Raw genomic sequence first — 16,111 nt, forward strand, 5'->3', positions numbered from 1 at the left:
AAACAAATATGATTTACAGATTTAGAGCAATTTTGGATCACGAGAATAAGGAGGATATTTTTCGAGATATCGAAATTCGAAAAACAGACACTTTTGAAGATTTACACAATGTACTTACCCAGTCATTTGGATTTGATGGCAGTGAAATGGCCTCATTTTACGTTAGTAATGACGACTGGCATCAAGGCCAAGAAATTGCATTATTTGATATGGGGCAAAATGAAGACATTAGAATGATGAACGAAACTATCATTGAAGATCTTTTAGATGAGGACAATACAAAACTTATCTACATTTATGATTTTTTAAACATGTGGACTTTTTTGGTAGAATTGGGTGAAATCGTTGAGGAGGCTCAAGGTACAGACTACCCAAATCTACTGTTTGTTTGTGGACAGGTACCTTCAGAAGCTCCAGAAAAGCAATTTGAAGCCGATCAATCTAATGAGGATTTAGACGGCTACCGCTTTGATGATTACGACGAACTGAATTTTGATGAACATTGGAATTAAAAAACAATATCTGTGCTTTCTGTTTTGTAGTTGCGTTTAACAAAATCGAAGGTGTGTTTTAAAATTTCACCCATATTTTTACTTTTGATAAACTTCGGGTCATTGGTATAATCAAAAATTTTAGTTTTCAACAATACTACATTTTCGGGGGTTGATACAGTGTCACTTTGCATACAATCTAAAAGTTTTTTTATTCGCTTATCAAAGCTTATCAAGCGTTTTGCTACCATGGACCGCTCTTCTAGTTTATATTGATTAATAGATTCTTTTTGAAATTGTTGTGAAACAAAATTCACTATGGTGAAATTTTCTTTAAAAAATTGAGGTCTGTACACATTAAATTTCCCTTCATAACATTGTTGGTCGAAATCTATTGCGCGAATTTTATACACTATACTGTCAAAATCGTGCGTCGGTACAATTACATAATTATAGGCTCTCATATCGCCCAAAAGGCGAATCATACAACGCTCGTTAAATTTTACAAATTCCTTTGCAATTTGTGATTTTTCGGAAAGTGTACAATTCGGAAGTAATGATTCAATAAATTCATCGCCAGGAATACCTGTGATATGCTCCTCGATTAGTGTGGTGTTGTACACCAAAAAATTTAAATTAAACGGAGACAGCATATGCTCCAATTCAAGTCCATAAATTCTGGAGGCATCCGCTTTTTTTACATAGAAATATGCATAATTGTCATTAAGAACATTACGAATCTTAATACGAAAAGGTTTTGAATTTCCAAATGTACAAAAATCAACAGCATCAACATTGAGGAATGGAATGGTCTTTTCATTTCCATCGGAGTGCAAAATGGTATATATTTTTTTTAAACTTAAGTCAATATCCAGGCGGTCGGATTCATTATAAAACACACGGGTCCAAAGTGTATCCTTATCATTTTTGTCGTACACCACTACAGAGCCATTAAAGCGCAATAAATCTTCATAAAAAATAGGCAATCGAATATTCCGATTGTATTCATTTAAATACGATTTTAACTTCGAACAAACAGGATAGGACGGTTTTTTTAATGATATTTTTAAATCCTCTTTCATAAAACTGCATTGTTTTAAATATTAAGATTGATACGCAGAGTATATATCAATGCACAAAATATAAATTTAAAGGATTTATTTATAAATTGTAACAATTTTAAATATATCTCGTCTTAAATTCATACTATTTAATTCAACAAATCCTTGACCAATATTTTAAGCATATCAAATCTCACAAAAAAGTTCGGCTACCTTACTGCAGTAAATGATTTATCCTTTACCATAAAAAGAGGAAATATCTATGGTATTTTAGGACCAAACGGTAGTGGAAAATCAACAACTCTAGGAATGATTTTGAATGTTGTGAACAAAACATCAGGCCATTATAATTGGTTTGATGGTGCGCTGAATACGCATCAGGCATTAAAAAAAGTAGGTGCTATCATAGAGCGTCCTAATTTTTATCCTTACATGTCTGCCTATCAAAATCTTAAGCTTGTGTGTAAAATAAAAGGCGTTTCGGCAGAGGCGATTGACAAGGTATTGGAAACTGTAGGTCTTGTAGAACGGAAAGATAGTGAATTTAGGACTTTTTCTCTTGGTATGAAGCAACGCTTAGCTATTGCCTCTGCATTACTCAATGCGCCCGAAGTTTTAATACTCGATGAACCTACAAATGGTTTAGACCCACAAGGCATTCACCAAATTCGAGAAATAATCAAAGGAATTGCCCAAAAAGGAACTACAATTCTTTTAGCTTCTCACCTGTTGGACGAGGTTGAAAAAGTCTGTACCCACGTTGTTGTACTTAGGAAAGGAAAAAAACTCTATGCGGGACGAGTAGATGAAATGATATCAAGCTATGGATTTTTTGAACTGAAAAGCTCTGAGACAAGCAAGCTCATTGAATTTATTGAAAAGCACCCCAAAATAAGTCATCACAAACAAGAAGATAGCCTTATCACAGCTTTTCTCTCAGCTCCGCTTTCAGCTGAAGATTTGATACAAAAGCTGTTCGAAAAAAGAATTATAGTTACACATTTTATTAAACGAAAGGAAAGTTTGGAAGAACAATTCTTACAACTCACAGACCAAGAATGATTCGTCTTTTACAGTTAGAACTACAGAAACTATTGCTTAACCGCACGAGCAAAGTATTGATATTTATATCCTTCATCCTGCCGCTGTGCGTAATTGTATTATCGGCTATTAAAATCAACTTTTTTGGTTTTTTTACTCTTGAATTAGGGGAGTTAGGGATTTTTAATTTTCCAATGGTTTGGCACATTACAACCTATTTTTCCGCCTTATTTAAATTCTTTTTTGCTATTGTGGTAGTTTCAATGATTGGGAATGAGTACAGCAATAAAACACTAAAACAAAATCTTATCGATGGATTGAGTAAAAAGGAATTTATATTATCTAAGTTCTATGCTATTGCTTTTTTTTCTTTAATTTCTACGCTAATTATTTTCTGCATTTCATTGATTTTAGGCCTCGTTTATTCCAGCTACAATGAAATTAATATTATCATCCGAGAAATAGAGTTCCTCCCAGCCTATTTTATAAAATTAGTTGGGTTCTTTTCGTTCTGTTTATTTTTGGGGGTTTTAGCTAAAAGGTCGGCCTTTGCGTTGGCATTTTTATTTGTCGATTTTATTTTTGAGTGGATTTTATTCGGACTAATATCATGGAAATCAGACATGGCATTAGCAATAAAAGTTCAAAACTTTTTCCCACTGACCTCAATGTCTAACCTCATCAAGCAACCATTTCAGCGCGTGGCCATGACTAAGTTTCCTAACAAAAATGATTTAGATTACGATTATGCAGTTCATTTTGATTCGATGCTTATCGTGGCCTTGTGGGTTGTAGTTTTTGTTTACTTATCTTATTATCTTCTTAAAAAAAGAGATTTATAGTGCTATCTTATAGCACTTACAAACACCTTTAAATTTTTGTTAAGTATTTTACTATTCAACCTAATAGTTTTAGATTTACGTATATAATTTTTTATGAAAAATCTTTTTATTTACGCTCTTTTTTTAGTGAGTATTTTGGGCTTCTCACAAGCTGAAGCTTCCCACTGGTATTTTGGTGAAGGTGCTGGTCTTATTTTTGATTTAAGTACAGATACTGTTTCAGCTACTACTGATGCAGAGAATACAATAAATACAAATGAAGGTTGCTCTTCAATTGCAGATTTTAACGGAAATTTATTATTCTACACAGATGGTCGGAATGTTTGGGACAAAAATCATAATATTATGCCTAATGCAAACTACCCAGCAAATGGCCTTTTAGGAGATCCATCGAGTACCTCATCTGGCTTGATTGTACCAAAACCAGGAAACCCAGACCAATATTATGTCTTTACTGTAGACGAACCTCATCACCAAAATGCTTTTGCCTTTCCGAATCAGGGACCAGCAGATCAATCTGGCAATTCTCTGCCAAATTACACTTTTTCTGGTGGTGGTAACGCCGGGGCGGTCCCTGAGGCGGACGATGGCTTTAATAATGGATTGGCCTATTCTTTAGTTGATTTATCGCTCAATGGCGGAAATGGTGACGTTGTTCCATCAGAAAAAAACATACAACTTATTACATATGATCCCACAGATCAAGGACAAGCCAGCTATAAATGTTCTGAAAAAATTACAGCTGTAGAGCATGCTGATGGGGCTTCTTATTGGGTTTTAACTCATTTTATGGATAAGTTTTATGCTTTTAGGATCGACAATTCAGGTGTAAACACATCCCCTCAAGAAACTCAAATTGCCCCACTTATAAACTACACAGGTTACCGTAGAAATGGAATTGGATACATGAAAGCATCACCTGACGGAACTAAAATTGCAGTAGCTCACAGACAAAACGGAAACACTGAAGGTCAAACCGCCAACGCTACAGGAAGCGTTTGGATTTATGATTTTGATAATTCATCAGGAACTTTATCAAATCCTTCAAATTTATTACCTGACTCCGGACCCTATGGTTTGGAATTTTCTCCTGACTCTTCAAAATTGTATGTTTCTAATGATAGCTCCGTTATTCAATTTGATTTATTTTCACCAAGTCCCTCAAACTCATTGGCATTTATTCATACTAATTCCTTTAACCCTTTGCAAAATAGAGTGCCTTTTATTGGAGCTCTTCAGCTTGGCCCTGATGGCAGAATATATATTGCTAATACTGACGATTACAACTCCTTAGATGTGATTAATGAACCAAATGAACTTGGTGTTAATAGTGATTATGTGCAAAATGGTTTGGCATTAGCTCCTGGAACATCGGCTGTGATTGGATTACCTCCATTTATCCAGTCTTTCTTTTTAGCTTCAATTGTATTTGAAAATTCTTGTGTTGATGACGATATACAATTCAGCGTCAATACGACACAAAATTATGACAGTATAAGTTGGGATTTTGGGGATGGTTTGGGCGTATCTAACCTTGACAACCCCTCATACACCTACATAAATCTTGGAACCTATACTGTATCAGCTGAAATTACCATTGGCACTGAAGTCAATACATTTTCTGAAACTATCATCATCACTAGCAATCCCATCGCTAACTTTGTAACAGATATAAATGAGTGTGATGATGATAACGATGGAATTTTGAGTTTTGATTTTACAGTTCCTCAAGCACAGGTTTTTGGCGCGCAACTACCTACAGACTTTACAGTAAGCTACCACCTTTCTCAAGATGATGCAGATGCTAATAGCGCTGCACTTTCATTACCTTATCAAAATACCGACTCCACTGAAGAAATTTTTATTCGTATTGAAAATAATGCCAATGCAAACTGTTTTGACACGACTTCATTTACCCTGAATGTTTTTGACACGCCCATCGCTAATATAGTAGGTACTGTCGAAGAATGTGATGATTTAGACGATGGGGATGATGCCAATGGCCAAAAAGAAATTGATTTAACTGCTTTCGACTCCGATGTTTTGGATACGCAAGACGCTACATTTTTCAGCGTTAGCTATCACCTTACACAAGACGATGCAGATTCAAATACAGGAGCATTACCTTCACCCTACTACAATACCACTGCTTTTAGTTATCAAGTTTTTGCACGTATTGAAAATAATTTAAAAACTGATTGTTACGATACTACAGAATTTACGGTAAATATTTATGCCGCACCAAAGGCCAATCTAGTAAGTGATTTATTTGAGTGTGATGATGATAACGATGGAATTTTGAGTTTTGATTTTACAGTTTCTCAAGCACAGGTTTTTGGCGCGCAACTACCTACAGACTTTACAGTAAGCTACCACCTTTCTCAAGATGATGCAGATGCTAATAGCGCTGCACTTTCATTACCTTATCAAAATACCGATTCAACAGAAGAAATTTTTATCAGGATTGAAAATAACAACAACACCAATTGTTACGATACTACATCGTTCAATCTAAACGTTTTTGATACCCCAACAGCCAACACGGTAGCTACCGTGGAGCAATGCGACGATTTAGACGATGGGGATGATGCCAATGGCCAAAAAGAAATTGATTTAACTGCTTTCGACTCCGATGTTTTGGATACACAAGACGCTACACTTTTCAGCGTTAGCTATCACCTTTCTCAAGCTGAAGCAGATGCGAATACTGGAGCATTATCTTCGCCCTACTACAATACCACTGCTTTTAGTTATCAAGTTTTTACACGTATTGAAAATAATTTAAAAACTGATTGTTTTGATACTACAGAATTTACGGTCAACATTAACCCCATTCCAACGGCGTCAAATACAAATTTAATTCAATGTGATGAAGATGGTGTAAATGATGGGTTGACTGTATTTAATTTAGATGAAGCCAATGACGCATTGACCAATGGAGTTCCAAACCGCAGTACAAAGTTTTACCTCACCCCAGTTGATGCTGAAAATTCAACAGCATCCATTGATGCTGCTCCATTTACAAATACCACCAATCCACAGACCATTTACGTTCAAGTCATTGATGACGACACAGAATGCTTTTCTATTGCAGAGTTATCGCTTAATGTGAGTTTGACTTCTGGACAAGACGCGAGTTTGTTTACATGCGATGATGACGGAATTGAAGACGGCTTTAAAGCATTTACATTGAGTAATGCGACATCAAGTATACTCACAGGACTACCAGCAGATTATGCTTTAATATATTACGAAACCTATGAAGATGCTCTAGTCGAACAAAATGCTTTACCAAATATATTCACCAACAACGAAGCCTACAACCAAACGATTTACGCACGAATAGAAAACAACAATCAATGTTATGGGATAAACGAACTTGAACTGAGTGTGTTTAATCTTCCTCAGTTAGATTTTGGTGATCAAACATTTTTCTGTATTGATTCAAACTCAGATCCTGTTGTGATTGACAGTGGAATTATCGGAAATCCATCAGATTACACCTATTTATGGTCTAATGGAGAATTAACTAATGAAATAGAAATTAACCAAGGGGGTACTTACACAGTTGTTGTGACCAACGCCAATGGATGCTCACAAACAAAAAGCATCACCATAGTGAATTCTAACATAGCAACCATCAATGAAATTGAGGTTAGTGATGTCAGTACCAACAACACCATTACAGTTTTTGCAACTGGAGAAGGCGATTATGAATATGCATTAGATGATGAACTTGGCCCCTACCAAGATGATAGCATATTTTATAACGTTAGTCCAGGCTTCCACACTGTCTATGTACGTGATAAAAATAACTGTGGTATTGCCAATGAAGTTGTTTCAGTAATCGGCTTTCCTAACTTTTTCACGCCCAATAACGATGGTTATAATGACTCGTGGCATGTATTTGGGATAAACACCCCTAGTCAGTCCAATAGCGAAATTTTTATTTTTGATCGCTACGGCAAATTACTTAAACAGCTTTCTTATGATAGTTTAGGTTGGGATGGGACCTACAATGGCAACCTTATGCCGACTTCAGACTATTGGTTTTACATTAAATTAAGTGATAATCGTATATTTAGGGGACATTTCACCCTAAAGCGTTAAGTCATGAGTCCAATTAACAGATTATTTTTTTGCTGTTGTCTTATTTTAGCTACAAAAGGATTTGGGCAATCTATAGCCTTGTATGAGCAACACAACGGCCGATTTGATTACACAGCTATAGGAAACACTCTTAATATTGTCGAAAACGGCGCTCTTTTGGACTGTTCTATTCTAAGCGGGTCTACTGCTGAACTCAACTTATCAAGTGGTCAAATTGTGGAGGCCGCATATTTATATTGGGCTGGATCAGGAACTGGAGATTTTGAGGTAAATCTAAATTCAACCCCTATTATGCCGGAACGAACGTTTTCCTATGCCTTAGATTCAAACCGAGTCTTTTTTGCTGCATTTACCGATGTTACGGATTTGGTGCAAAATTTTGGAAATGGTCTGTACTCCTTAAGCGATTTAGAACAAATTGATATTTCTGAAGATTATTGTTCTACAGGAACAAATTTTGCAGGATGGGCAATTGTCATCATTTATCAAGACGATAGCTTACCACTAAATCAAATAAATGTATATGATGGTTTGGAAGCTGTTCCAGAAGCCATTACTATTGAATTGAACAATCTAAATGTAATGGATGTAGTGGGTGCCAAAATTGGTTTTATCGCTTGGGAAGGCGACTCAAGCTTGGCGGTCAATGAATCTTTACGAATGAATGGTTTTTTATTGAGTAATCCTCCTTTGAATCCTGAGACAAACGCATTCAATGGAACCAATAGTTTCACAGGGGGAACAGATTTGTACAATATGGATATAGATTTCTATCCCATTGAAAATACCATAAACGTTGGGGACAGCTCTGCAAGCATTGAGTTGACTTCGGGTCAAGATTTGGTGATGGTCAACAGTATTGTTACAGTTCTCAACAGTCAGTTGCCTGATGCCAGCATTCAACTGACGGAAACTGCAGAAACTAGTTGTTTTTCAAGAATTATTGAATTGGAATACACAATCTCTAACTTCAATGCTACTGACGATCTTCCATTGGGAACGCCCATCGCTTTTTATGTAGAAAATAATCTCGTAGGCCAAGCACAAACTGAAGCGGAAATTCCTGTAGGAACTTCGATTACATCAGTTATAGAAATTGAAATCGATCCTAATTTTCCAGACCAATTTCAAATCATTGCAGTTGTTGATGATACAGGGGATGGAACAGGAATTATTTCTGAGATTATAGAAAACAACAACAGTGCTTTTAGTGCTGTAGATTTATCAAACGATGGCTGCCCTATTATTATCCCACAGGGGTTTTCGCCCAATGGCGATGGATTTAATGATTGGTTCAATATTCAAGGGCTTTACGATGTATTCATGAATCACCAATTGTTGATTTATAACCGTTATGGAAGCTTGGTTTTTGAGGGCAATAATGATTTGAAATGGGATGGCACTTCTAATCGTGGGCTGAATTCGAGTTCAAAAAAATTAGCGGTTGGAACCTATTTTTACATACTGCATTTAAATGAAGAAGGCTATGGATCAGAAACAGGATGGGTCTATTTAAATTATTGATTTGTTGCTGGGTATGGAAAAAGAATTCTATTGCACGTTGCAGTAGAGCACAGATTGCCTTAATTTTGCAACATGCGTTTTAAACTTACATCAGATTTTAAACCTACTGGTGATCAACCACTAGCAATTGAAGAATTGGTGTGTGGTATTGAATCTAAGGAAAAGTTTCAAACTTTATTGGGTGTAACAGGATCTGGGAAAACATTTACCGTAGCGAATGTAATTCAAAACGTGCAACGCCCCACCCTTGTATTAGCACACAACAAAACTTTGGCTGCACAACTTTATTCGGAATTCAAACAATTTTTTCCAGAAAATGCAGTAGAGTATTTTGTATCGTATTACGATTACTATCAACCTGAGGCCTATATTCCTGTAACTGGAACGTATATAGAAAAAGATTTATCCATTAATGAGGAAATTGAGAAGCTAAGACTAAGCACAACTTCTTCTCTCCTCTCTGGGCGTCGCGATGTCATTGTCGTGGCCTCTGTATCATGCTTATACGGAATTGGAAATCCGGTGGAATTTCAAAAAAATGTGATTTCGCTCAAGACCAATCAAATCATCTCACGAACAGCATTGTTACACAAGCTAGTACAGAGTTTATATGCACGAACAGAAGCTGAATTTAACCATGGGAACTTCAGAATCAAAGGGGATACAGTCGATATTTTTCCCAGTTATGCCGACCATGGTTTTCGTATTCATTTTTTCGGCGATGAAATTGAGGCTATTGAGGCTTTTAATATTAATGATAATTCAGTAATTGAAGTCTATGAAAATGTAAACATATATCCAGCGAATATGTTTGTCACCTCCCCTGATATCTTACAGAATGCCATTAAAGACATTCAAGATGACTTGGTAAAACAGCACGATTACTTTAAAGAGATTGGCAAACATCTGGAGGCTAAACGCCTTAAGGAACGAACAGAATTTGACTTAGAAATGATTCGTGAATTGGGCTACTGTTCGGGAATTGAAAACTATTCACGCTACCTCGATGGACGAGCACCAGGCACACGACCATTTTGTTTGTTGGATTATTTCCCTGAAGACTATTTGATGGTAGTCGATGAAAGCCACGTGACCATTTCGCAAGTCCATGCCATGTATGGTGGCGATCGGAGTCGAAAAGAAAATTTGGTGGAATATGGGTTCCGACTTCCTGCAGCGATGGACAACCGCCCACTTAAATTTGAAGAATTTGAATCATTGCAAAATCAAGTACTTTATGTCAGTGCAACACCTGCCGATTATGAACTCACCAAAACCGATGGTGTATATGTCGAGCAAGTCATTCGTCCTACAGGGCTTTTGGATCCAATCATTGAAGTCCGCCCAAGTTTAAATCAAATTGATGATTTGATTGAAGAAATTCAGCAACGCGTAGAAAAAGACGAACGTACTTTGGTGACGACACTCACCAAACGTATGGCGGAGGAGTTGACAAAATATTTGACGCGTATCCAAGTGCGTTGCCGCTACATCCATAGCGATGTAGACACTTTGGAACGTGTAGAAATCATGCAAGATTTACGCAAAGGATTATTTGATGTTTTGGTGGGTGTTAACCTGTTACGTGAAGGATTAGATTTGCCTGAAGTGTCTTTGGTGGCGATTTTGGATGCCGATAAAGAGGGGTTTTTACGTTCCAACCGATCGTTGACGCAAACGGTAGGCCGTGCCGCACGAAACCTTAACGGAAAAGCCATCATGTATGCCGATAAAGTCACAAAAAGCATGCAACTCACCATAGACCAAACCACCTACCGTCGTGAAAAACAAATCGCCTACAACACTGCGCATAATGTGACGCCTAAAGCCCTCAAGAAAAGTTTGGACAATGCCCTCACCAAAAACTCTGTAAGCAGCTATTATTACGAACAAGAGGCCCTAAAAGCCGCTGAACCTGAAAGCGATTATCTCTCTAAACCCGAATTAGAACAAAAAGTACGTGACACCCGAAAACTCATGGAGTCCGCCGCTAAAGAACTGGATTTCATGATGGCTGCTCAGTTTAGAGACCAAATCACAAACTATCAAAAGAAATTAGAAAAACTGAAGGGTGCTTAAGCTGAAAATAAAACTCTATCAAATAAAATAATCCAGCGACTAGACGCTGGATTATACATTTTAAATCTTATCAATTAGGCCAATACTGCTTGTACTTTATCTGCAGCTTCCTGGAATTCTACCGCACTTTGGACGTCTAAACCAGAATTGTCAATCAATGCTTTGGCAATATCGGCATTGGTCCCTTGTAAACGTACAATAATCGGAACGTTAATGGCGTCACCCATATTTTTATAGGCGTCAACAACGCCTTGTGCTACTCTATCGCAACGGACAATTCCACCAAATATATTGATCAAAATAGCTTTGACACTAGGGTCTTTTAAAATAATTCTGAACGCCGCCTCTACACGTGCTGCATCGGCTGTACCGCCAACATCAAGGAAGTTAGCAGGATCACCACCCGCTTGTTTAATCAAATCCATAGTAGCCATCGCTAGTCCAGCACCATTCACCATGCATCCTACGTTTCCATCAAGATCTACATAATTCAATCCGAGTGCACCAGCTTCAACTTCAATGGGGTTTTCTTCGCGAGTATCACGTAATTCTAGATAGTCTTTGTGTCTAAACATGGCATTATCGTCGATGGTGACTTTAGCATCAACCGCCATGATTTTTTCATCTGAGGTTTTAAGTACAGGATTGATTTCAAACAATGAGGCATCCGATTGAATGTAAGCCGTATACAGTGCGGATACAAATTTAGTCATGTCTTTAAAGGCAGCACCTGATAATCCTAAATTAAAGGCCACTCGACGTGCTTGAAAAGGCAAAAGTCCTGTAGCTGGATCAACTTCTTCAGTAAAGATAAGATGTGGGGTTTCTTCAGCTACAGTTTCGATGTCCATACCGCCTTCTGTGGAATACATAATCATGTTGCGGCCTGTGGCTCTATTGAGCAAAACGGACATATAAAATTCGTCGGTTTCTGTAGGGCCAGGATAGTATACATCTTCGGCTACTAAAACTTGGTGTACGGTCTTCCCCTCGGCAGAGGTTTGTGGAGTGACTAATTGCATTCCTAAAATCTGATTGGCAATGGACTGTACTTCATCCAAGTTTTTGGCGAGTTTTACACCACCGCCTTTACCACGACCACCTGCATGGACTTGAGCTTTAATGACGTGCCAGCCCGTACCCGTTTCTTCAGTTAATTTTTTTGCTGCAGCTACTGCTTCTTCAGGCGTTGTCGCTACTGTACCACGTTGGATTTTTACACCAAATGAGTTAAGAATATTTTTTCCTTGGTATTCGTGTAGATTCATCTTATAAATGCGTTTGTTTTTTGATCATAATCTGTGATAATCACAGAAATTTTGAGCCACAAAAGTAAATAACCTAATGCGGTTTACCAATATTTTTTAATGCTGTTTTTCAACAACTTATCCTAAACTAAAATTCTTGGTTTTTTAGACCCTTAATGACTGAAAAAGCCTTATCAATCAAGTGATCTTCAACGAGAATGGTAAACTCGTTTGTGGTTGATAGTACTTCATATAAAGTTACATTTTCCCAAGCCAGGCGCTTAAATATTTGGTAATATAAGCCCACAATTTTTGAATTCCCTTTAGGTAAATTAATACTTATGGCCGACAATTGGTCTTGGGTCGCAATTTGGGTTTCATGTTCAAAAATTGATTCAATGGTATTTTTTTTGGTACTAGAGACAATAATATTGCTCTCGTGTATGCCACGAGTAAACGCATAAAACACTTGACGGTCGGCGTCAATTTCAGCCAAAACTTTTGAGTGGTTATGAATAAGTGTTTTTGAATTGTAAAAAGTAAAATCAGTGAGGTTGGACCGCACAGTGATGTCACCCAAATCTTTAAAAATCTGCTTCAACTTAAGCTCATTTTTTTTAGATGTCGGGGGGGTGTACCGCCTAAGTGCCATCATAATGGCTCCGTCCTTGACGGGTTTGCGTAAGAGGTCAGAGATCGGTTGATTTAAGTCTTTAGCAAGGGCCGAATAATTAATAATGTCACGTGAAAGTGCTTCCTCTAAAAAGGGACGAGCCACCAAAAGTTCCTGGACACAAGAGGCAATAGTTTTCAATTTGTTTATTATTTAACAATTTGTGCAAAAATAGTAATAATATTAATATTTTCATTGGCAATAGCGCGTTAAACTATATTTTTGCCACTTCAAATTTCAAAAAAAGAATGGAACAAAGCACATTAATAAAAATTGCAAAGGAATATGGGAGTCCAGTTTATGTTTACGATGCCCATAAAATTGAGGATCAATACAAGCGTTTGACCCAAGCGTTCAGTAAAGTAAAGAATTTAAAGATACATTACGCAGCCAAGGCACTTACCAATATTTCAGTATTGAAATTTGTTTCTAAGTTAGGTGCTGCATTAGATACGGTTTCGATCCAAGAAGTTCAGTTAGGTTTAAAAGCAGGATTTGCGGCAGAGCGTATCATATATACCCCCAACGGAGTGTCACTAAAAGAGATTGAAGCAGTAGCGGCACTTGGGGTACAAATCAATATCGATAGTTTAGATTTGTTGGAACAATTTGGCAGCAAACATCCTAAAACACCGGTTTGCATCCGCATCAATCCGCATGTGATGGCTGGCGGAAACACCAATATTTCTGTTGGGCATATCGATTCAAAATTTGGCATTTCCATTCACCAAATACCATTATTACTGCGCATTGTTGAAAACACGAGGATGAATATCAATGGTATTCACATGCACACAGGAAGTGACATCTTGGATATTGATGTCTTTTTGTATGCCAGTGAAATTCTTTTTGAAGTTGCTAAAAAATTTAAAAAATTAAGTTTTATTGACTTTGGGTCAGGGTTTAAGGTCCCCTACAAGCCCAACGACGTTGAAACGAATATTGAAGAATTAGGCGAAAAGCTTACGGATCGCTTCAATACATTTTGTAAAAATTACGGAAAAGAGATTACGCTTGCTTTCGAACCTGGCAAATTCATTGTTAGTCAATCAGGTTATTTTTTAACAAAAGTAAATGCCATCAAACAAACTACCTCCACTGTATTTGCACAGGTAGATTCTGGTTTTAATCATTTGATACGTCCTATGCTCTATGGAGCACAGCACCACATAGAAAACATTTCTAATCCTGAGGGTAAAGCGCGGTTTTACTCTGTTGTAGGCTATATTTGTGAAACCGACACATTTGCCAATAACCGGCGAATTAATGAAATCACCGAAGGCGATATTTTGGCGTTTCACAACGCAGGCGCCTACTGTTTCATGATGTCGAGCAATTACAACTCACGGTACAGACCTGCAGAAGTGCTGTGGTACAATGAGCAAGCGCATTTGATTCGTAAGCGAGAAACTCTCGAGGATTTGATAGCTAATCAAATAGAAATGGAATTTTAAATGTTGTATTTATTAATATATTAACAAAATAATTAGTTTATTTCGTTTATATAACCCTACCTTTGCAGTCTAAAATTAAAATTAATACAGTGAAAAACGGTACAGTAAAATTCTTCAATGCATCCAAAGGATTTGGATTCATCACTGAAGATGATTCAGACACAGAACATTTTGTTCACGTTACAGGATTGATCGACGAGATCAATGAAGGTGACGCGGTGGAATTTGAATTAAAAGAAGGTAGAAAAGGTATGAATGCAGTAAATGTTAGAGTACTCTAATATTTAATAAAACATTATTTTTTTACAAAAAACCTTTCCAAATGGAAAGGTTTTTTTGTGCTATTCCAAGCCGTCTACATATTTTTTTAGGTAAGAAAACGCAGGGGTTAAGGCTCCATTTTCAGTCATTTTCGCACGAGCCAAAATACCATCTTGATCGCCATTAAAAAATGCGGGGATAATGATTTTGGTAAAAGTACTCCCAAACCCTTCACTGGCATCTCTTGGTAATTCACAAGGTAAATTGTCGACCGCCATCACTGCGATGGCCTTTGGGTTCGTGAAATTCACTTCAGATTCTGTGGTTGGATCGTATCCATAAATGGGCTCATCTATGGTAGAGGGGCGAATGGTACAGGCCACCGGTCCGTCTATATCACAAGATATGTCGGCAACCACTTTGAGTTTAAAATTAGCCGCTTTAGCCTCGGCTCTGCTAAAAAAATAGGGTGCACCTTTGCCATAAAAGTGTCCCGCAATAAACACGTCAGCTACTTCTGTATACTTATTAAAAGTGGACTTATACGAAGTAGGGTTAGTGAAAAAATCAGCTTTACTGTCCCCACTTCCATCCTTTCGAGTCACATAGTCCAACACATCTAACTGTACGTAAACAGGGGTTTCGAACGATTGAGATAAAAACGCAGCTACAGAAACTTGTTTGATGTTTACAGCATCGAGGACTTCTTTGGCCCCCTGCCCTACACGACCGGTACCGGTAAGTACTATTTTTAGCGCTGGAAGGGTTATTTTAGTCAAAGCTGCATTGAGTTCATTACGGCCTTTGAATGTTGTAGCCATTGGCAGTTCAAAACAGTTCCATTTCTTACCAATGGTTCGCAAAGCATTATAAGCCCCAACAACGCCAGCATAATAGCCAAAACCGATGAGTCGGTTGTGGTCTTTGTCCACCAGAGTTTCATGATCGTAAAGTGTAATATTTTTAGACAAAATAGCCTGCAATAACTTTCGGTTGTAGGGTTGTTTTTTAATGGTGTGACTAAAGAAAAAATAGCTTTTGTTGGGGATTAGTGCTTCAATTGGGACTTCTTTGACACCAATCATCACATCGGCATCATTGGGCGATTTGCAAACCTCAAGACCAACCTCAATGTATTCTGTATCGGCAAAAGCTCTGATCTCTGAAGCCTCGATTACGATTTCTGCTTTAGGGTGATTTTTAAGAAGACTTTTGCACGATTCTGGTGTTAGGACTACCCTTTTGTCGGGAGGTGATTTACGTTCTTTGATAACGGCAAATTTCATAGGTATACACGGATATATTCACGAAAGTAATAGGATTTGATA

General features: G+C 37.4%; 12 protein-coding genes. 8 read left to right on the plus strand and 4 right to left on the minus strand.

What is annotated here, in order from left to right:
- The first annotated feature begins 8 nt into the window (after positions 1-8).
- Positions 9-512: an IS1096 element passenger TnpR family protein gene (locus tag FORMA_RS00825; RefSeq protein WP_069673882.1), complete on the plus strand. Its 504-nt coding sequence runs from the start codon at positions 9-11 to the stop codon at positions 510-512.
- Here the strand turns inward: FORMA_RS00825 and FORMA_RS00830 are convergent.
- Positions 509-1,573 (minus strand): hypothetical protein, encoded by a 1,065-nt coding sequence (locus FORMA_RS00830; protein ID WP_069673883.1) that lies wholly within the window; start codon positions 1,571-1,573, stop codon positions 509-511. The two genes, FORMA_RS00825 and FORMA_RS00830, sit on opposite strands and share 4 nt — an antisense overlap.
- A gap of 144 nt (positions 1,574-1,717) precedes the next feature.
- On the opposite strand from FORMA_RS00830, the gene FORMA_RS00835 reads away from it, so the two are divergent.
- The 5 genes from FORMA_RS00835 to uvrB all read left to right on the plus strand — a co-directional run bounded on the left by FORMA_RS00835 (position 1,718) and on the right by uvrB (position 11,148).
- Positions 1,718-2,614, plus strand: a complete 897-nt coding sequence (locus FORMA_RS00835; protein WP_069673884.1) for an ABC transporter ATP-binding protein — start codon at positions 1,718-1,720, stop codon at positions 2,612-2,614.
- Positions 2,611-3,435 (plus strand): ABC transporter permease, encoded by an 825-nt coding sequence (locus FORMA_RS00840; RefSeq protein ID WP_069673885.1) that lies wholly within the window; start codon positions 2,611-2,613, stop codon positions 3,433-3,435. Before FORMA_RS00835 ends, FORMA_RS00840 begins: the two co-directional genes overlap by 4 nt.
- 93 nt (positions 3,436-3,528) lie before the next feature.
- A complete protein-coding gene (locus tag FORMA_RS00845) occupies positions 3,529-7,545 on the plus strand; it encodes a T9SS type B sorting domain-containing protein (protein WP_069673886.1) in 4,017 nt (1,338 codons plus the stop codon).
- A gap of 3 nt (positions 7,546-7,548) precedes the next feature.
- A complete protein-coding gene (locus FORMA_RS00850) occupies positions 7,549-9,069 on the plus strand; it encodes a gliding motility-associated C-terminal domain-containing protein (RefSeq protein WP_069673887.1) in 1,521 nt (506 codons plus the stop codon).
- A 72-nt stretch (positions 9,070-9,141) separates the two neighbouring features.
- On the plus strand, positions 9,142-11,148 hold the full coding sequence (gene uvrB / locus FORMA_RS00855; RefSeq protein WP_069673888.1) for an excinuclease ABC subunit UvrB: 2,007 nt from the start codon (positions 9,142-9,144) through the stop codon (positions 11,146-11,148).
- 74 nt (positions 11,149-11,222) lie between these two features.
- On the opposite strand, the gene sucC is transcribed toward uvrB, so the two are convergent.
- The gene (gene sucC / locus FORMA_RS00860) at positions 11,223-12,416 is read right to left on the minus strand and encodes an ADP-forming succinate--CoA ligase subunit beta (RefSeq protein ID WP_069673889.1); all 1,194 of its coding nucleotides are present in this window, start codon (positions 12,414-12,416) and stop codon (positions 11,223-11,225) included.
- Positions 12,417-12,543: 127 nt separating this feature from the next.
- Positions 12,544-13,209, minus strand: a complete 666-nt coding sequence (locus tag FORMA_RS00865; RefSeq protein WP_069673890.1) for a hypothetical protein — start codon at positions 13,207-13,209, stop codon at positions 12,544-12,546.
- A gap of 107 nt (positions 13,210-13,316) precedes the next feature.
- Here FORMA_RS00865 and lysA point away from each other — a divergent pair, with 107 nt between their 5' ends.
- Positions 13,317-14,522: a diaminopimelate decarboxylase gene (lysA, locus tag FORMA_RS00870; RefSeq protein WP_069675389.1), complete on the plus strand. Its 1,206-nt coding sequence runs from the start codon at positions 13,317-13,319 to the stop codon at positions 14,520-14,522.
- Between the two features lie 89 nt (positions 14,523-14,611).
- Positions 14,612-14,803, plus strand: coding sequence for a cold-shock protein (locus FORMA_RS00875; protein ID WP_069673891.1), 192 nt, complete (start codon positions 14,612-14,614; stop codon positions 14,801-14,803).
- Between the two features lie 60 nt (positions 14,804-14,863).
- Here FORMA_RS00875 and FORMA_RS00880 read toward each other — a convergent pair whose 3' ends face one another.
- Positions 14,864-16,069 carry an NAD(P)-dependent oxidoreductase gene (locus FORMA_RS00880; RefSeq protein ID WP_069673892.1) on the minus strand — a complete coding sequence of 402 codons (1,206 nt, stop codon included), beginning with the start codon at positions 16,067-16,069 and terminating at the stop codon, positions 14,864-14,866.
- Between the last annotated feature and the right edge of the window lie 42 nt (positions 16,070-16,111).

It is taken from the genome of Formosa sp. Hel3_A1_48, from assembly GCF_001735715.1.
GTDB lineage: Bacteria > Bacteroidota > Bacteroidia > Flavobacteriales > Flavobacteriaceae > UBA3537.